14 protein-coding genes and 1 other RNA gene are annotated in these 18,259 nt (G+C 60.9%); 10 read left to right on the top strand and 5 right to left on the bottom strand.

The annotated features are described in order from the left end of the window. Positions 1-52 precede the first annotated feature (52 nt). Positions 53-2,026 (bottom strand): transketolase, encoded by a 1,974-nt coding sequence (gene tkt, locus FHT76_RS19430; protein WP_183862134.1) that lies wholly within the window; start codon positions 2,024-2,026, stop codon positions 53-55. Positions 2,027-2,360: 334 nt separating this feature from the next. Between tkt and FHT76_RS19425 the strand changes: the two genes are divergently transcribed. The 7 genes from FHT76_RS19425 to FHT76_RS19390 all read left to right on the top strand — a co-directional run bounded on the left by FHT76_RS19425 (position 2,361) and on the right by FHT76_RS19390 (position 10,971). Then, positions 2,361-2,636: a DUF4164 domain-containing protein gene (locus FHT76_RS19425; RefSeq protein WP_114714520.1), complete on the top strand. Its 276-nt coding sequence runs from the start codon at positions 2,361-2,363 to the stop codon at positions 2,634-2,636. Positions 2,637-2,649: 13 nt separating this feature from the next. Continuing rightward, positions 2,650-3,027: a cell division protein ZapA gene (locus FHT76_RS19420; protein WP_183862132.1), complete on the top strand. Its 378-nt coding sequence runs from the start codon at positions 2,650-2,652 to the stop codon at positions 3,025-3,027. A gap of 60 nt (positions 3,028-3,087) precedes the next feature. After that, positions 3,088-3,246, top strand: a non-coding RNA gene (ssrS, locus tag FHT76_RS19415) — 6S RNA. Between the two features lie 282 nt (positions 3,247-3,528). Further along, a complete protein-coding gene (gene gnd / locus FHT76_RS19405; RefSeq protein ID WP_183862131.1) occupies positions 3,529-4,548 on the top strand; it encodes a phosphogluconate dehydrogenase (NAD(+)-dependent, decarboxylating) in 1,020 nt (339 codons plus the stop codon). 106 nt (positions 4,549-4,654) lie between these two features. Next, complete coding sequence (locus tag FHT76_RS19400; RefSeq protein WP_183862531.1) at positions 4,655-6,781, top strand: mechanosensitive ion channel family protein; 2,127 nt, start codon at positions 4,655-4,657, stop codon at positions 6,779-6,781. Positions 6,782-6,988: 207 nt separating this feature from the next. Next, on the top strand, positions 6,989-9,592 hold the full coding sequence (gene mprF, locus FHT76_RS19395) for a bifunctional lysylphosphatidylglycerol flippase/synthetase MprF (RefSeq protein ID WP_183755726.1): 2,604 nt from the start codon (positions 6,989-6,991) through the stop codon (positions 9,590-9,592). Continuing rightward, a complete protein-coding gene (locus FHT76_RS19390; RefSeq protein ID WP_183755725.1) occupies positions 9,589-10,971 on the top strand; it encodes a virulence factor family protein in 1,383 nt (460 codons plus the stop codon). Before mprF ends, FHT76_RS19390 begins: the two co-directional genes overlap by 4 nt. A gap of 21 nt (positions 10,972-10,992) precedes the next feature. Here the strand turns inward: FHT76_RS19390 and FHT76_RS19385 are convergent, their stop codons facing one another. The 4 genes from FHT76_RS19385 to ruvC form a co-directional block, all read right to left on the bottom strand. Further along, a complete protein-coding gene (locus FHT76_RS19385) occupies positions 10,993-11,556 on the bottom strand; it encodes a DinB family protein (protein WP_183755724.1) in 564 nt (187 codons plus the stop codon). 33 nt (positions 11,557-11,589) lie between these two features. After that, positions 11,590-12,630 carry a Holliday junction branch migration DNA helicase RuvB gene (gene ruvB, locus FHT76_RS19380; protein WP_007527359.1) on the bottom strand — a complete coding sequence of 347 codons (1,041 nt, stop codon included), beginning with the start codon at positions 12,628-12,630 and terminating at the stop codon, positions 11,590-11,592. 79 nt (positions 12,631-12,709) lie between these two features. Continuing rightward, complete coding sequence (ruvA, locus tag FHT76_RS19375) at positions 12,710-13,327, bottom strand: Holliday junction branch migration protein RuvA (RefSeq protein ID WP_183755723.1); 618 nt, start codon at positions 13,325-13,327, stop codon at positions 12,710-12,712. Positions 13,328-13,361: 34 nt separating this feature from the next. After that, on the bottom strand, positions 13,362-13,874 hold the full coding sequence (ruvC, locus tag FHT76_RS19370) for a crossover junction endodeoxyribonuclease RuvC (RefSeq protein ID WP_088693257.1): 513 nt from the start codon (positions 13,872-13,874) through the stop codon (positions 13,362-13,364). A 240-nt stretch (positions 13,875-14,114) separates the two neighbouring features. Here ruvC and FHT76_RS19365 point away from each other — a divergent pair, with 240 nt between their 5' ends. The 3 genes from FHT76_RS19365 (at position 14,115) to FHT76_RS19355 (ending at position 18,116) form a co-directional block, all read left to right on the top strand. Next, positions 14,115-16,424, top strand: a complete 2,310-nt coding sequence (locus FHT76_RS19365) for a methyl-accepting chemotaxis protein (protein ID WP_183862129.1) — start codon at positions 14,115-14,117, stop codon at positions 16,422-16,424. A gap of 119 nt (positions 16,425-16,543) precedes the next feature. Then, positions 16,544-17,545 carry an LLM class flavin-dependent oxidoreductase gene (locus FHT76_RS19360; RefSeq protein ID WP_183862529.1) on the top strand — a complete coding sequence of 334 codons (1,002 nt, stop codon included), beginning with the start codon at positions 16,544-16,546 and terminating at the stop codon, positions 17,543-17,545. A gap of 184 nt (positions 17,546-17,729) precedes the next feature. Next, complete coding sequence (locus tag FHT76_RS19355; RefSeq protein WP_183862127.1) at positions 17,730-18,116, top strand: cytochrome c family protein; 387 nt, start codon at positions 17,730-17,732, stop codon at positions 18,114-18,116. Positions 18,117-18,259: the final 143 nt, after the last annotated feature.

The raw sequence follows: 18,259 nt of genomic DNA, 5'->3' as shown, positions 1-18,259 counted from the left end.
TCCCTAGAGATGGGGCTTGCGGATTGAATTGGAGAGCGCTTGTGCGCTCCCTTTATAGCTTTGCTTCTGCGGCCGCGACCACGGCGTCCGCGGTGATGCCGAAATGTTCGAAGACCTTCTTTGCAGGGCCCGATGCGCCGAAGCCCTTCATGCCGACGAAGCTACCTTCCGGACCGATGAACGCATCCCAGCCTTCGCGGACGGCGGCTTCAACGGCGACCTTGACCGGCGAGTTGCCGATGACTTCCTTGCGGTAGGCCGCCGGCTGGTCAAAGAACAGTTCCGTGCAGGGAACCGAGACGACGCGGGTGGAAACACCCTTGCCTTCGAGCGTTGCGCGGGCCGCAACGGCCAGTTCGACTTCGGAGCCCGAAGCGAAGATCGTCACCTTCGCGTCGGCATTACCAGCCAGCGTGTAGGCACCCAACTCGCAGAGGTTCTTTTCGCTGTACTCGGTACGCACCGGCGTCAGATTCTGGCGGGTCAGCGCGAGGGCGGACGGGTGGTCTTTCGTCTTGATGGCGATCTGCCAGCACTCGGCCGTCTCGGTCGGGTCGGCCGGACGGAAGACCCGCAGGTTCGGAACGGCACGCAGGCCGGCGATCTGCTCGACCGGCTGGTGCGTCGGGCCGTCTTCGCCGACGCCGATCGAGTCGTGCGTCAGGACGTGGATGACCCGGATGCCCATGAGGCTGGCGAGGCGGATCGGCGGGCGGCAATAATCCGAGAAGATCATGAAGCCGCCGCCATAGGGAATGAGACCGCCGTGCAGCGCGATGCCGTTCATCGCCGAAGCCATGCCGTGCTCGCGGATGCCCCAGTGCATGTAGCGTCCGGCGAAATCCGTTGGCGTGATCGAATGCATCTGGCTGGTCTTGGTGTTGTTCGACGGCGTCAGATCGGCCGAACCGCCGAGCGTTTCCGGTAGGAAGCCATTGATAACTTCGAGGGCGTCTTCCGATGCCTTCCGAGTAGCGATGACTGGCTTGGTCTCGATGAGCTTCTTCTTGTAGTCGCTGATCGCTGCGTCGAAGCCTTCCGGCAGGTCGCCGGCAAAGCGGCGAGTGAACTCAGCCTTGTGTGCGGATTTGGCGAGACCGTCTTCCCACGACTTGACAAGGTCAACCGAACGGCTGCCGGCTGCGCGCCATGCGTCGAGGATGTCAGAGGGAATGACAAAGGGCTCGTATTCCCAATTCAGCGCCTTGCGGGTGGCTGCGATTTCATCGGCGCCGAGCGGGTTGCCGTGGACCTTGTGAGTGCCCTGCTTGTTCGGAGCGCCGAAGCCGATGATCGTCTTGCAGGCGATGAAGGTCGGACGGTCGGATTTGTGGGCGGCTTCGATGGCGGCGGAGATGGCAGCCTGGTCGTGGCCGTCGATCTCGATCGTGTTCCAGTGAACGGCCTTGAAGCGGGCAATCTGGTCGGTCGAGTCAGAGAGCGAGACAGCGCCGTCGATGGTGATCGAGTTGTTGTCCCAGAAGAGAACGAGCTTGTTGAGCTTCAGGTGGCCGGCAAGCGCAATCGCTTCATGGCTGATGCCTTCCATCAGGCAGCCGTCGCCGCAGATCGCATAGGTGTAGTGATCCTGCAGTTCTGCCCCGAACTCCTCGCGCAGCTTGCGCTCGGCGATCGCCATGCCAACGGAATTGGCAATGCCCTGGCCAAGCGGTCCGGTCGTCGTCTCAATGCCGGTCGCATGGCCATATTCCGGATGGCCGGCGGTCTTCGAGCCGAGCTGGCGGAACTGCTTCAGGTCTTCGACCGTCATGTCGGGATACCCGGTCAAATAGAGCAGCGAGTACAACAGCATCGAGCCGTGGCCGGCCGACAGCACGAAGCGGTCGCGGTTTGGCCAATGCGGCTTCTTCGGGTCGAACCGGAGATACTTCGTGAAGAGGATGGTCGCTACGTCGGCCATGCCCATCGGCATGCCTGGGTGCCCGGAATTTGCCTTTTCGACTGCATCCATGGCGAGGAAACGGATCGCATTTGCCATCCGGTCGTTTTGTTCAGGAGAGGTCATGGCTGTTCCACGGGGTTCCGGTGTCGGGGGATGGCCTCAAGCCTGTGGAGACCATCAATGAGAGCGGGTGACACATAGCAGTTGGAACGGCCAAGTCAATAAAATGAAGGCGTAGCAAAAGCTGCTCCAATCGATTTTAGACATTTGACCATCAATTTTTACAAAAGTTGAATGCCACACGCGGCAGCGATTGATTTTTGTCATCCACAGAATAGGTCTGCGGCTGCGGTACCGGCTTTATTGACGCGCCGTTGGCGAGGTGCGTATCCTTTTGAAAATACTGAATCGGGCGCACGCGCCGATTCGCGGGTCTTGCGCGGGGAACCGGAGAGACATGACGCCTACAGGCAAAATCATGGAAGCGGCACTGAACGAGCTGCGGCAAGCGATATCGGGGCTCGAGAACGCAGTCGACATGCGTATCGAGCACCAGCGAGAGCAGGGCGAGGTCGAAGGCGAGGTTCGCCGGATCCACGCGGATCGCTCTAAGCTTGCCCAGGAATTGGACCAAGCCGAATTCCGCGCGAACCGGCTGGAAGAAGTCAATCGCGAGGTCTCGCGGCGGCTGGTGACGGCCATGGAGACTATTCGCGCGGTTCTCGACCGATAGAAAGGCGCGGCAGATGGCGCAGGTAACGGTAACGATCGACGGCAAGGCCTACCGGATGGCTTGCGAGGAAGGGCAGGAAGATCACCTGACGGATCTCGCAACGCGCTTCGACAATTACGTCGGCCACCTCAAAGGCCAATTCGGTGAAATCGGCGACCTGCGCATCACCGTCATGGCAGGCATCATGGTCATGGACGAGATCTCCGAGTTGACCCGCCGGATTGCGGACCTTGAATCCGAACTGGGCGCCTTGCGCAACAGCAGCGATACGGTGCTGGCGACGAACGCCCGCACCGAAGAGACGCTTGCGGCCGCGCTCGGCGAGGTGACGAGCCGCATTCGCGGTATCACCGACAAGCTGAACGGCAGAGCGCCAGCCGAGCTCAATTAAATCGGAAGGGCGCTCCGGGTCCCCTCTGGCGCGCCGCGGAAATCAGTCTTATATATCGGGTGCGGTCTGCGCCTCTCGACAGGAACCACAATCCCTGGGGCCATACTCGATCCAAAGGGAGCTGTCCCTGACCAGGCTCGTGGGCCTGGACACACGGTGCCCACCTACGTTTGTAGGCACCCAGGATCGTAAACATCCATCGGTTGCCGTGGATCGCGCTTCCCTCTCCATCTCCGTTGCTTTTTGCGCGTGTGCCCGCACGACCCGTTCGTCGAATACGGCATCAATCTGCGGGAAGGTTTCTTCCTCAGTGAGATGCGGGGCGAGCAGGCGACCGCGCCGGAATATTGAACGGCGAGACCGTGCCTCCCGCCTTGGAATTCTGTTGTTTCAGGTCGGTCGCCCGAATTGTCTGATCCATGCGACAGAGAGTTCGCTTGCTTGCTGCATAGCGAGTGCTAGTTTCCGCATCATATCGATTTAATTTCCAGGAGATTTGAGATGCAGCTTGGGATGGTAGGTTTGGGCCGCATGGGCAACTACATGGTTCAGCGATTGATGCGCGGCGGCCATGAATGCGTCGTCTACGACGCCAAGCCGGAGAGCGTTGCCGATCTCGTTGGCAAGGGGGCTGTCGGGACAGCCTCGCTTGAGGAATTCGTCTCGAAGCTGTCGCGCCCGCGCGCGATCTGGCTGATGCTGCCGGCGGCGATCACGGACAAGGTCATCGCCCAGATCGTGCCGTTGCTGCACGACGACGACATCATCATCGACGGCGGCAACTCGTACTATCACGACGACATCCGACGTGGCGCCGAACTCATCACCAAGGGCATCCACTATGTCGATGTCGGCACCAGCGGCGGCGTATTCGGTCTCGAACGCGGCTATTGCCTGATGATCGGCGGCGAGAAAGGAATCGTCCAGTCGCTGTCGCCGATCTTTGCATCCCTGGCGCCCGGGCAGGGAGATATTGCTCCTTCGGCGGGGCGCAGCGCGCATCCGGAGAGCACTGCCGAACAAGGCTTCCTTCATTGTGGTCCGCACGGCGCCGGTCATTTCGTCAAGATGGTGCATAACGGCATCGAATACGGCCTCATGGCCGCATATGCGGAAGGGCTGAATATCCTGAAACATGCGAACATCGGTGCGACGACCCACGAGGTTGACGCGGAAACCGCCCCATTGGCCCACCCCGAGTATTACCGCTATGACCTCAACCTGCCTGATATTGCCGAAGTATGGCGTCGTGGCAGCGTGATCACATCCTGGCTGCTCGATTTGACCGCCGACGCGCTGCATGCCGATCCGGTCCTCACCAAGTATGCCGGTCGCGTTTCCGATTCTGGCGAGGGCCGCTGGACGATCATGGCGGCAATCGATGAAAGCGTGCCGACGCCGGTGCTCAGCGCCGCGCTGCACGGCCGGTTCTCGTCGCGCGACAATGACGAGTTCGCCAACAAGGTGCTCTCCGCTATGCGCGCAGGTTTCGGCGGGCACGTCGAGAAGCCGAAGAGCTAGGTCGCAACTTTTCGTTTTCCACGCCCGCGCAGCGATGCCTGTGCGGGCTTTTCTTTTAAACAGCACGATATATTGTCGGGGGATCGCATCGAGGGGGCAAGGAATGATGGGTCCTGCAATTGGCGCACGCGGCATGATGCAGCTGCTGGTATCGATGATGTTCCTGTTCGCGTTTGCCGGCGCCTCCGCCGCCCAGACCGCTCCCGCTTCAACACCCTCCGCGGCGACCGCTGCCGAACCGCCGGCGGAAGTGCGGCAAATACTCGAACTGATGCAGAAACCGCAGGTGAAAGAGTGGATGGCGACGCAGACGAAGCCTGCGCCGACCGCACCCACACAGCCGCAGACCGGCGAAATGTCGGCGCTTTCCGAGCTTGTCGGTCACGCCCGCCGTCATGTCGAGATGGTCTCGGACGCGGCGATGGAGTTTCCTGGCGAAGTGGAAACCGCCTCTGAGGTCGTTGAACGCGAGGTCGTTCCCAGCGGCTGGCTGCTGATAACCGCGGAGGTCGTTGCTCTGTTCCTTGCCGGCTTGGCTGTCGAGCTGGTCTTCCGCCTTATCGTGCCCAAGCCACGGATCCGGCAGACAGACGACGGGGCTGTGACCGTTGCCCACCATGCAACGGCAAATCTGCTTTATCGCATTGTTCCGGCGATCGTCTTTGCCATTGCGACGCTTGTTCCGCTGCTTGCCTTCAGTTGGCCGCCGATCACGCGCTCCATGGCGATCGCAATCGCGATCGCGCTCATCGTCGCCCGCTTTACCGTCGCATTGGGGCGGCTGCTGGTAGCTTTGGTCACCTTGCCACGCGCGGATGGCGAACGCCAGATCTCACGGGCACGGGCGCTTTTCTGGTTCCGCCGCTGCGCGGTCTTCGTCATCTACTTCGCCTTCGGCTGGGCAGTGATCCAACTCATGGCGCCGCTCGGCTTTTCCGAAGGCGCGCGCTATTTCGTCGGCTACATCCTCGGTCTTGGACTGTTTGCTATCGCGGTTGAGGCCGTTTGGTCCCGCCCTGTGGAAGAGGGAGAGCACCGTAGCCTGTCCCTTTCCTGGGGGCTGACTCTCTATTTCGGTCTGCTTTGGCTTCTGTGGGTTTCGGGATTCAACGTACTGCTTTGGATCGGCATCTATGTCGTGCTTCTGCCGCGTGCCCTTAGTGTTGCGACGCTCGCCGTTCGTTCCCTACATCAGGCGGAGGCAGGCTTTCTTGCAGGGCGACGCATCGCTACTGTACTGCTTGATCGCGGCGTTCGCGCCCTCATCATCGCGGTCGCAGCTTTCTGGCTGGGGCGCATGATCGGGCTTGCCGCCGACAGGATGGCGGCGGGAGAAACAATGATCGATCGGATCGCCCGTGGTGCGATCGGTGGCATTGTCATCCTGCTTGCTGCCGATCTGCTGTGGCATCTGGCGCGGGCCTACATTAACGGCAAGCTCGACGACTCTCGTATCGACGGGGCGCTGACAGATGAGGACAAGGCCAGCCGTGCGAGGTTGCAGACGCTGCTCCCGATCTTCCGGAATATTCTCGCCGTCGTCATCGCCGTCATTGCTGTGCTGATGGTGTTGTCGGGCCTCGGTGTCGAGATCGGTCCGCTGATCGCCGGTGCCGGGGTGGTCGGCGTTGCCGTTGGTTTCGGCGCGCAGACCATCGTGAAGGATGTGATCAGCGGTATGTTCTACCTGTGGGACGACGCCTTCCGCGTCGGTGAGTATATCGAAAGCGGCAGCCACAAGGGTGTCGTTGAGGCCTTCAGCCTGCGATCGGTTCGGCTCAGGCATCACCGTGGACCACTGACGACGGTACCGTTTGGTGAGCTCGGCGCAGTCAAGAACCTGAACCGCGACTGGACGATCGACAAGATCACCCTCAACGTGACCTACGACACCGACCTCGTGAAGGTGAAGAAGGTGATCAAACAGATTGGGCAACAACTGCTGGACAATCCCGATTACAGCCCGCACATCATCGAAACGTTGAAGATGAAGGGCGTGGAGCAGTTTGGCGACTTCGCAATCGTCATCCGGCTGGCAATGATGACCAAGCCCGGCGAGCAGTTCGTCATACGACGTAACGCATTGGCAATGATCCGCAACGCCTTCAAGGAAAACGGCATCGAGTTCGCTGTGCCGACCGTGCAGGTATCGAGCGAGAGCCACGAGGCTGATCATGCGGCCGCTGCCCGCCATCTGTCGCAGCTCTCGGGCTCGGGTGAGCCAGCGGCATAGCCCGGCGCTCAGCCCCAGTCCGATCAACCTTACGAAATTGCAATGCGCAGAGCTGCGTCTTGCGCCAAATTTGCCCCAATTGGAGATGAAGGAGGCGACAACGGACGGGCTTGGGTCGGGGCAGACGCGCATTCATAGAACTTGCATGCCGCCTATGTTACGTGCTTCGAACATCATCCGCTAAACAGGAAATTGTGACGGTACGAGATGTCGGGGCACGGCAAACTAGACGAAATCGAAGACGCCGACGAATCTGCAATACGCGGGTTCTTCAGGCGCTATCGCGCGCACCTGACGGCCCTGGTGACGCTCGCCCTCTTCTGTCTCGTCGGCTTCGCGATCGTGCAGCTCACGAACGAAGTGCGTTACGACGACGTTGTGCAGGCACTGGCCGACACCAAGGTCAGCTCGATCCTGTTGGCCCTGGTGTTCACTGGCCTGAGCTTCCTTGCCCTTGTTTTCTACGACGTGAATGCCATCGAATATGTTGGCCGGAAGCTGCCATTTCCGCAGGTGGCACTGACGGCCTTCAGCGCCTATGCGGTTGGCAACACGGCGGGATTCGGTGCGTTGAGCGGCGGCGCGATCCGGTATCGTGCCTATTCGCGCCTTGGCCTGACGCCGGAAGAGATCGGCCGCGTCATCGCCTTCGTGACACTGTCTTTCGGGCTCGGGCTTGCGGGGGTCGCGGCGATCGCGCTTCTGATCATCGCCGATGAGATTGCGCCTCTGATCGATGTCGGTAGCCTTACGCTGCGGCTGCTGGCCGGTGCGGTGATCGCCGGCTTGGGCGTCATAATGTTCATGGGGCGCGACGGGCGCGTAATTCATCTCGGTCCGGTCGAGGTCCGGTTGCCGGACTCGCGGACATGGTCCCGGCAGTTCCTGGTCACCGCTTTCGACATCGCCGCCTCGGCGACGGTCCTCTACGTCCTTCTGCCGCAGGCGGCGATCAGCTGGCCGGTGTTCCTGGCCGTCTATGCGATCGCCGTCGGGCTTGGCGTCCTAAGCCACGTGCCGGCCGGTCTCGGCGTATTCGAGACCATTATCATCGCCTCGCTTGGCAGTGCGGTGAACATCGACGCAGTGCTCGGCTCGCTGGTGCTCTATCGCCTCATCTACAATGTTCTGCCGCTGCTGATCGCGGTCCTTGCCGTTTCGGCGACCGAACTTCGTCGGTTCGCGGATCATCCGGTTGCCTCGGGTATCCGGCGGATCGGGATCCGGCTGATGCCGCAGTTGCTCTCGACGCTGTCGCTGCTTCTCGGCGTCATGCTCATCTTCTCGAGCGTCACCCCGACACCCGACCAGAATCTCGAGTTTCTTGCCAACTACCTTCCCCTGCCGATCGTCGAAGGCGCGCATTTCTTGTCGAGCCTGCTCGGGCTAGCGCTGGTCGTTGCCGCCCGCGGCCTCGGCCAGAAGCTTGACGGCGCCTGGTGGGTATCGATTCTGTCGGCCGCGGCCGCGCTCACCTTGTCGCTACTGAAGGCGATCGCGCTGGTCGAAGCCTGTTTCCTTGGCTTCCTGATATTCGGCCTTTTCGTCAGCCGCCGGCTGTTCCGTAGGCATGCGTCCCTTCTCAACCAGACGCTGACGGCCTCGTGGCTGACCGCCATTGCCGTGATCTGCGTCGGCGCCATCGTCATCCTGCTCTTCGTCTATCGGGACGTCGAGTACAGCAGCGAGCTGTGGTGGCAGTTCGAATTTGCCGGCGAGGCGCCCCGCGGCCTGCGTGCCGTGCTCGGGTTGACGATCATTTCCTCGGCAATCGCGATCTTCAGCCTGCTTCGCCCTGTAGCGATCAAGCCAGAGCCTGCTTCGGCGGACTCTTTGCAGCGGGCGGTCGAGATCGTCGAAAAACAGCGATATGCCGACGCCAATCTCGTGCGCATGGGCGACAAAAGCATCATGTTCTCTGAGAAGGGCGACGCCTTCATCATGTACGGACGGCAGGGTCGCTCCTGGATCGCTCTCTTCGATCCGATCGGCGAGCGCAGTGCGATTCCGGAACTCGTCTGGCGCTTCGTGGAGTCGGCGCGCGCAGCCGGCTGTCGCGCTGTGTTCTATCAGATCTCCCCGGCGCTTCTTTCCCACTGCGCTGATGCGGGGCTGCGGGCCTTCAAGCTTGGCGAGCTTGCCGTCGCCGATCTGAAGACCTTCGAGATGAAGGGCGGCAAGTGGGCGAACCTACGGCAGACCGCGAGCCGTGCGCAACGCGACGGCCTGGAATTCGAGGTGATCACACCGGAAAACGTTCCGGCAGCGATGGATGAGCTCGCTGCGGTTTCGAATGCCTGGCTTGAGGACCACAATGCCAAGGAGAAGGGCTTCTCGCTCGGTGCGTTCGATCCGGACTATATCCTTGCGCAGCCGGTTGGCATTCTCAAGCTCGAGGGCAGGATCGTGGCATTCGCCAACATCCTGATAACGGCCGCGAGGGACGAGGGCACGATCGATTTGATGCGCTTCTCTCCGGATGCGCCGAAAGGATCGATGGACTTCCTCTTCGTCCAGATCATGGAGTATCTGCGCGGCGAAGGCTTTGCGCATTTCAACCTCGGCATGGCGCCGCTCTCGGGCATGTCGAAGCGCGAGATTGCGCCGGTGTGGGACCGTGTCGGCAGCACCGTCTTCGAGCACGGTGAGCGCTTCTATAACTTCAAGGGTCTTCGGGCCTTCAAATCAAAGTTCCATCCACACTGGCATCCGCGGTATCTTGCGGTTTCCGGTGGAGGCAATCCGATGATCGCTCTCATGGACGCGACATTCCTGATCGGCGGCGGATTGAGAGGGGTAGTGAGAAAATGATGAAGAGACACCTTCTTGCAGCCGTCTTCGCCCTGTCTTTGTCCGCCCCGGCGGCAATGGCCGCGACCGAGACGACGCAGAGCTTTGAGACAGGGACAATTCCTTCCCCGCACATCTTCCTGCCCGATGGAGATGTGAAGGGGGCGGTCGTCCTGATTTCCGATGGCGCCGGCTGGGGCGACAACGAGAAAGCGGAGGCTGATCGGCTCGTCCAACAGGGCGCCGTCGTCATTGGCATCGACTTTACGACCTACATGGATGCGCTCAGGAATTACGACGTCAGCCAGAATGACGGCTGCATCTACATGGTGTCCGACCTTGAATCGCTGAGCCAGCAGGTGCAGCGCGCGGCGGGCAACAGCGCATACCATCTGCCGATCGTTGCCGGCGTCGGCGAGGGCGGCGCGCTGGCACTGGCGATTGCGGCGCAGACCCCGGATGCGACGATCGGCCAGACGCTGGCGATCGATCCGGCTGCCGGCATTCCGCTCACCAAGGAACTATGCACGCCGGCTAAGAAGCAGACGGTCGGCGATCGCATGGTATACGGGCTTAGCGATATAGCTCTTCCGGACCCGATCATCGCTTCGTTCACAGCGTCGGCGAACAAGGACGGTCGTGCGCACGTCGAAGAACTCAAGAAGCAGCACTCGGGCATCGATATCCGCGATTCCGGGGACGATGCCCAGACGACGCTCGCCGATACGCTCTCGGACCTGATCGATGCCTCCGGCAGCGCCGACAATCCGCTCGGTTTGCCGCTCACCATTCTCGATGCCAAGCCTGCCTTCGACACAATGGCGATCATTTACTCCGGCGATGGCGGATGGCGCGATATCGACAAGGAGGTCGGTGCGGCGTTGCAGAAGCAGGGCGTCCCTGTCGTTGGCATCGACTCGCTGCATTACTTCTGGTCGGAGCGCCAGCCGCAGCAAACGGCAGACGATCTCGGCAAGATCATCGAGCTTTATCGCAAGCAGTGGCAAGTGAAGCATGTTCTGCTGATCGGCTATTCATTCGGTGCCGATGTCGTGCCTGCTGCCTATACGCGACTGAAGCCGGCTGCGAAGGGTTCCATCGCGCAGATGTCGCTCCTATCGCTCTCGCATGAGGTGGATTACCAGATCTCCGTCATGGGCTGGCTCGGCCAGAAGACGGAAGGTGCAGGCGGCGATCCCGTTGATGACCTGAAAAAGGTCGACGCGAAGATCGTCCAGTGCATCTACGGCAAGGAAGACGACGACGAGGTGGCTTGCCCTGACCTCAAGGATAGCGGTGTCGATGTGATCGCGCTTGCCGGCGACCATCACTTCGATGAGAATTACGAACTCTTGAGCAAGACGATCATCGACGGACTGAAGGCGCGACTTCAGGACTAGGCTGCACTCCGCGCCTTGCCGCTAGCGCATCAAATAGTCTTCACTCCAGCCGAGAGCGGCGATATCGGCGCTCCGGAAGCGGCCATCATCGGCGACAATGAATTCATCGAGTTGTGGTGGTGATACGCTCGTTCCTGCCAACATGGCATGGACCTGGCCGCGATGGTGTGTCTGGTGCTGGAACAGGTGGTTCAAAACGTCTTCCATCCGCTCGCGCTGAATGCGCCCAGAACGATGGAGCTCGGTCGTCGATGCCAGCTTTTCCGGCGTTGCCGCCTCGCAAAGGGCAACCAGCCGACAATCGACCTTGGCCTGCTCTGCGGCAAGCGCCGCGATGTCGCCGAATGGCTCCTCGACGTCCCAGGCGGCAGGCCCTAGTGTGCCGCCTTCTAAGGCATCGACGTAGAACCAGTCGACGGTCAGAATATGGTTGAGCGTTGCCTTGATCGACGGGAAGAAGCTTACCCGAGTTGCCTCGAACTCTCCCGGCATCAACTTGCTACAGGCTTCATGCAGGCGATGGTTCGCAAGCGCATTGTTGTAAGCGAGCTTGCGTGCGGTTCTACAGGGGTCGAACGTGGGCATCGGTTAACTCCGTTTTGACGCCCTTCCGCAGCATCAGTCGTCTTCCTGAAACAAGCGGAACTGCGCGGCCTCGAGATCCTTTGGGGGCTGCATGCCGAGGTGCTTCCAAGCAGTTGCCGTGAGCACGCGACCGCGCGGCGTACGCTGAATGAAACCTTGCTGGATCATATAGGGCTCGATGATGTCCTCGATCGCATCGCGCGGTTCGGAAAGACCGGCGGCGATGGTTTCGATGCCAACCGGGCCGCCGCCGAAGTTGACCGCGATCATGTTGAGGTAACGTTTGTCGAGCTGGTCGAGGCCCATGTTGTCGACGAGCAGGCGGGTCAGCGCCTCATCGGCAATCTCGCGGGTGACGGCTTCGGCCTTCGCTACTTCGGCGAAGTCGCGCACACGCCGCAGCAGGCGACCGGCGATACGCGGCGTGCCGCGGGCGCGCCGGGCAATTTCGCGCGCACCCTCGTCGGTCATCGGCAGGTTCATCAAGCGCGCGCCGCGACGAACGATCAATTCCAGTTCCTCTACCGTGTAGAAGCTCAGGCGGACGGGAATGCCGAAACGGTCGCGCAGCGGCGTTGTCAAAAGGCCAAGGCGTGTCGTTGCGGCAACGAGGGTGAATTTGGACAGGTCGATCTTGACGGAGCGCGCCGCCGGACCTTCGCCGATGATCAGGTCGAGCTGGAAGTCCTCCATCGCGGGATAGAGGATTTCCTCGACGGCCGGATTGAGTCGGTGGATTTCATCGATGAAGAGCACGTCGCGCTCTTCGAGATTGGTCAGGAGGGCTGCGAGATCGCCCGCCTTGGCGATGACTGGGCCGGAGGTCGAGCGGAAATTGACGCCGAGTTCCTTGGCCATGATCTGCGCCAGCGTGGTCTTGCCGAGGCCGGGCGGGCCAACGAAAAGGACGTGGTCGAGCGCCTCGCCGCGGTTCTTCGCCGCCTCGATGAACACCTTCAGGTTTGCGCGTGCTTCCGCCTGGCCGGTGAACTCGTCCAGCGATTGCGGCCGCAGCGTCACATCCAGGTCTTCGCCTCGTTTCTCGGCCGATATCAGGCGCGCGGCTTCACTCATGCTGGCATTTCCCAATCTTCAAACGCTCGTGACCAATACACCAAGCCGAACGCTTTTGGCACCCGCTCGGGCAATTGGATCAGCGAGCCAGTTCCTTCAAGCCGAGACGGATGAGCTTGGCGCTGTCGGCACCTTCACCGGCGGTCTTCATGGCCGCTGCAACGGCGTTGGCCGCCTGATCGCGGGAATAGCCGAGATTCGTCAGTGCGGAGACCGCGTCGGCGACCGGAGCAGCTGCGACGCCTTCGCCCAACTCCTGCTTGAGGCCGATGGTACCGGACGCTTCACCGGCAAAGGCCGGCGCCTTGTTCTTCAGTTCGGTGACGATACGCACTGCGACCTTGGGTCCGACACCCTGAGCGCGGGCGACTGACGTGCGATCCTGCAGCGCAATGGCGTTCGCCAGTTCGCTTGGAGGCAGCGTCGAGAGCACGGCGAGAGCCACCTTTGCACCAACGCCTTGTACGCTTTGCAGGAGGGTGAACCATTCCCTCTCGAGCGCGGTCATGAAACCGAAGAGTTTCAACTGGTCTTCGCGAACATAGGTTTCGATGAAGAGCACACAGGCTTCGCCCACCGAGCCGAGGCGAGACAGGGTGCGCGCCGAGCAGAAGGCGACGTAGCACACGCCGTGGACATCGACGAGGACATAGTCGTCGCCGATTTCTTCGATGGTGCCTTTGAGCTTGCCGATCATGCAAATGGTCCGTTCGGTGGGTTGTCAGTGAAGATTAGCCGGCAAGTGCTGCCTGCCGCATGCGGTTGCTGCCGCGGTTGTGCGCATGGCAAATTGCGATCGCCAACGCGTCGGCGGCGTCGTTGCCTTTGAATTCGACCTTGGGCATCAGGATTTTCAGCATCATGTGGATTTGCTGCTTCTCGCCGTGGCCGACACCGATGACTGCCTTCTTGACCGCGTTCGGCGCGTATTCAGCGACCGGCAATCCGGCACGGGCAGGGACCAGCATCGCAATGCCGCGCGCCTGACCGAGTTTCAGCGTCGCGACGGCATCCTTGTTGACGAAGGTCTGTTCTACAGCGGCCTCATCCGGCTTGTAGCTATGGACGACATCCGCCAGACCGTCATGCAGTTGGCAGAGGCGCGAAGCCAGGTCCATGTCGCCATCCGAGGTGACGGTGCCGGACGCGACAAAGCGCAAGGAATTGCCGAGTGTGTCGATAATTCCCCAGCCGGTGCGGCGCAGGCCCGGATCAACGCCGATGATGCGAATCGTATTTTGCATGCTTCACCCTATTGCACTCGCAAAATAACTGCCATCGATATGTGAACAAAACAAAAACATTCCTTGTTTTTCAGCCGCGCTGTTTACGGCAATTTAAGCTCCGTAGCCGACTTTTGATCCACAAAATGTCAGAGGAGCTCCCTTCTTCAGGAGGTAAGGCTCCCGTGTTCTGTTTACAGGTCAGCCGGCAGGGCGTTCCCGTTCCGCCGGTATGAGCCGTTCCGGAAGGGTTCGTCGTTCATGGTTCAGAGATTTCAATCCCTGTCCTTTAAGGTCATTGCTACATTCATTCTGCTCACCGCGCTGTCGATCGCGGTCATCAACGTCCTCGCTTATTTCGCCAGCAGCCGCATATCCGGCGAGCAGGCGCTCAAGGCAAAGGAGAGCGTGCTGATCTTCCGCGGCGACATGCTGCAGGATCAGCTTCAGCAGCTGGAAAACCAGGCGAACTCGATTGCGCGCATCGAAGCGCTGCAGATGTCGATCACGAGCCTGAAGAGCGGTTGGAAGACAATCGAGAAGACGTCAGGCGATGCGCGCGCCGAATTGAAAAAGGTGTTCATCACCAGCAATCCCAATCCGGCAGACCAGCGCGAAAAACTGATCAAGCCGGAAGCTCCGAGCGGCTTCTACTTCTCCAATCACGAAACGACGCAGGGCGAGGTGGCCCGCGACCTCGAGAACACCGCCTTCAGCGACCTGCTGATTGCCGATCTCGATGGCAACGTTCTCTATTCCTACAAGAAGAACGACGACTTCGCCGAAAACCTGAAGACCGATGCGTGGAAGTCGACCGGCGCCGGTCTCGCCTTTGCCAAGGCCATCGAGAACACCGCCAAGGCGAAGGACGATTCCGCGCCGACCGGCTTTTCAGGTCTTCGCGTCGATGCAGCAAATGGTAAGTCGGCAATCTTCTACGCCGTGCCGATCGTCAAGCTCGGCGCTCCCAAGGGCGTGATGCTCTTCAAGGTGCGCGATGACATCATTACCAGTATCCTCGCCAAGGGTATCGTGGCCGGCAGCACCGCACAGGCCGCGATCATCTCGGAAGATGGCTCGGCTGTTGGCGTGAACAGCGCTGGCCAGCTTGTCATGCTGGATACGGCGCCGTTCACGTTCGCTAAGGACGCGCTTTCGGCAAAGGGGATGACGGTCGACGACTTCGATCGCGCCGATGGTCAGGCGCGCGCCTATGTCCGTGGCATCGACTATCAGGGCTCCCGTTTCCTCGTCGTGGAAAGTGTGCGTCTCAGCGAGCTCAACGCCGGCTCGCTCGAAATCGCGACCCTGCTGACGATGATCGCATTTGGCGTTCTGGTCGTCATGGCGGTGGCGACCTGGATGATCACCAAGCTGCTGTTCTCGCCGCTCGCCCGTCTTGCCGGCGTCACCCGCGACGTTGCCGATGGCAACCTCGACGTCGAGATCGGCAGCCAGAACCGCGGCGACGAGATCGGCACGATGGCCAAGGCCCTGGCGCGGTTCAAGCAATCGCTGGTCGAAGGCCGCGAGCTGGAAGCTGCCAGCAATGAAACGCGGGCGCGCGCCGAGCGGGATCGCCAGCAACATATGGCCGAGCGCGAGGCCGAGGCCCAGACACTGCAGGAAGTCGTCCAGGCGATCGACGAGGGTCTGCACCATCTCGCCAATGGCGATCTTGCCTATCAGATCGAAACACGCTTCCCGAGCGAACTCGAGGGCCTGCGCGTCAATTTCAACGAGGCGCTGGCAGCGCTCAGCGAAACGATGACGGCGATCGGCGGCAACTCCATGGCGGTACGCGCGGGCTCCGAGGAAATGCGCACCGGCGCCGACGAGCTTGCCGGTCGTACCGAGCGCCAGGCCGCTTCGATCACCGAGACTGCAAACGCAATCGATGCGATCACCCAGTCTGTCCGGGTTCAGATCGAGCGCGCCGAGCAGGCCGAACGCATTGCCCGTGACGCCAAGCGCGAAACGGCCGGCTCCAGCCAGATCATGCAAGAGACGATCGCTGCAATGGAAGCAATCCAGGCATCGTCGCGCCAGATCAACTCTATCATCGCCGTGATCGACTCGATCGCCTTCCAGACGAACCTTCTGGCGCTCAATGCGGGCGTCGAAGCGGCGCGAGCAGGGGAGTCCGGCAAGGGCTTCGCTGTCGTCGCCATGGAAGTGCGCGAACTGGCGCAGCGTTCGTCGAGTGCAGCAAAGGAAATCGGGAGCCTGCTACAAAAATCCACGCATGAGGTTGAGCTGGGCGTATCGCTCGTCGAGCGCGCCGGAGACGCGTTGACCGGGATCGGCAGCCACGTCGAGGCGATCAACGGCCAGATCAGCGAGATCATGGAAACGACTCGTGAAGAGGCGGACACGCTGCGCCAGATCAACACGGCGGTGTCCGAGCTGGACGCGATGACGCAGCAGAATGCGGCAATGGTCGAGGAAACCACCGCGGCTATTCACCGGCTCGCTACGGAAGCGGTCGAAATGGATCGGCAACTGGCGAATTTCACACTGGCGCATGAGCATCAGAGCGCTGAGGTGCACGGGCTAAGACGTCGGGCCTGAACCGAGCGTTGACAAAACAAGGGGCCGGGTGACCGGCCCTTTTCTTTGCCGGCCCGTTTGGAATGGAAGAAGAGCACACCTACATAGACGTGTCCTTCCAACCACCGACAGGCTTCGCCATGGTTCCCTTTTCCATTCTCGATCTCGCTCCGGTGCCAGACGGCGGGACGATCCGCCAGTCGCTCGAGAGTTCGGCGCGCATGGCGCAGAAGGCCGAAGAGTTCGGGTACAAGCGCTTCTGGCTTGCGGAGCATCACGGCATGCCGGGGATCGCCAGCGCAGCGACGGCGGTTGTCATCGGCCATGTCGGCGCGGCGACCAAGCGCATCCGTATCGGCTCCGGCGGCATCATGTTGCCGAACCACTCACCGCTTGTCATTGCCGAGCAGTTCGGAACGCTGGAGGCGCTGTTTCCAGGGCGGGTCGATCTCGGTCTTGGACGCGCGCCCGGCACCGACATGCGAACTGCCCAGGCGCTGCGCCGCAATCTGGACGCCGGGGCGCAGAGCTTCCCGAATGATGTGGTCGAATTACAGCAGCTACTCGGAGCGCCAATCGAGAACCAGGCGATCCTCGCTGTCCCGGGCATGAATTCCAATGTGCCGATCTGGCTGCTGGGCTCCAGCCTCTATAGCGCACAGCTCGCGGCAATGCTCGGGCTACCCTATGCCTTCGCTTCGCATTTCGCGCCGGATTCGCTGCTTGATGCGATCGATATCTATCGCAGCCGCTTCACGCCGTCCGCCGTGCTCGACAAGCCCTATGTCATGGTCGGAGTCATGGGTTCCGTTGCTGCGACGGACGAGGAGGCACAATATCATTTCACCTCTGCCCAGCAGCAGTTCGTCAATCTGCGCCGAAATGTGCGCGGCCAGTTCCCGCGCCCGGTCAAGGACATGGAGAGCTTCTGGTCGCCGATGGAGAAGCTGACGGTGGAACATACGCTGCGGTACGCCGTCGTCGGTTCCCAGAAAACGGCAGAGGCGAAGCTCACCGAGTTCCTGGCGGAGACACAGGCCGACGAAGTCATCATCTCGATGCCTATCCACGACATAGAGGCGAGATTGACGTCGGTGGAGCTTTTTGCCGGGCTTGGAAACTTCCTTCGCGCTGCGGCGTAATGCCGCGCGTCCCGGCCAGGCCGGGCCCCACAGCCATTTGTGCGAATTGACTTAACGCAGTCGCACCATAGCTTCGTCTGATTGCACTATCGTTCGTAGAGTTGCGGCGATGCAGGTGCGATGGGACGGCGCGCCAAAAATGGCGCGGCCGGTTTCGAGCAACCTTTGGAGGATGAGGATTGCTATGCGTTACCGTGGTCTTGCTGTTTTGATTTCACTGCTCTGTCTTTCCACCTCGGCTGCCATTGCCCAAGAGGGTGATGCGGCGGCCGGGGAAACGGTATTCAAGAAATGCGCGGTCTGTCACATTGCCGACACCGACAAGAACAAGGTCGGACCGTCGCTGAACCACGTGTTCGGTCGCACCGCCGGAACCCATCCGAACTTTGCCTATTCGTCGGCCATGAAGGCTGCGGGCACAGCCGGATTGGTCTGGGATGACGCGACGCTGCGCGATTATCTTCACGACCCCAAGTTGAAGGTAAAGGGAACGAAGATGGTGTTCGTTGGCCTAAAGGATGATGGCGAGATCACCAATCTGATCGCCTACCTTAAACAATTCTCGAAATGAAATCAGCCGATTGCGACCGAGCCCACTGATTTGGGAGGCTCGCTCGCGCCATTGCCGTGATGCATTGTTTATGAGATAGTCCTAACGCAACTGCCGACGATTGCGGGTAATTTCCGCACATTGTGGCGGTTTGGGAGGAACGC

This window comes from Rhizobium sp. BK176 (assembly GCF_024808055.1).
This window is presented reverse-complemented; position numbering and strand designations above follow the sequence as displayed.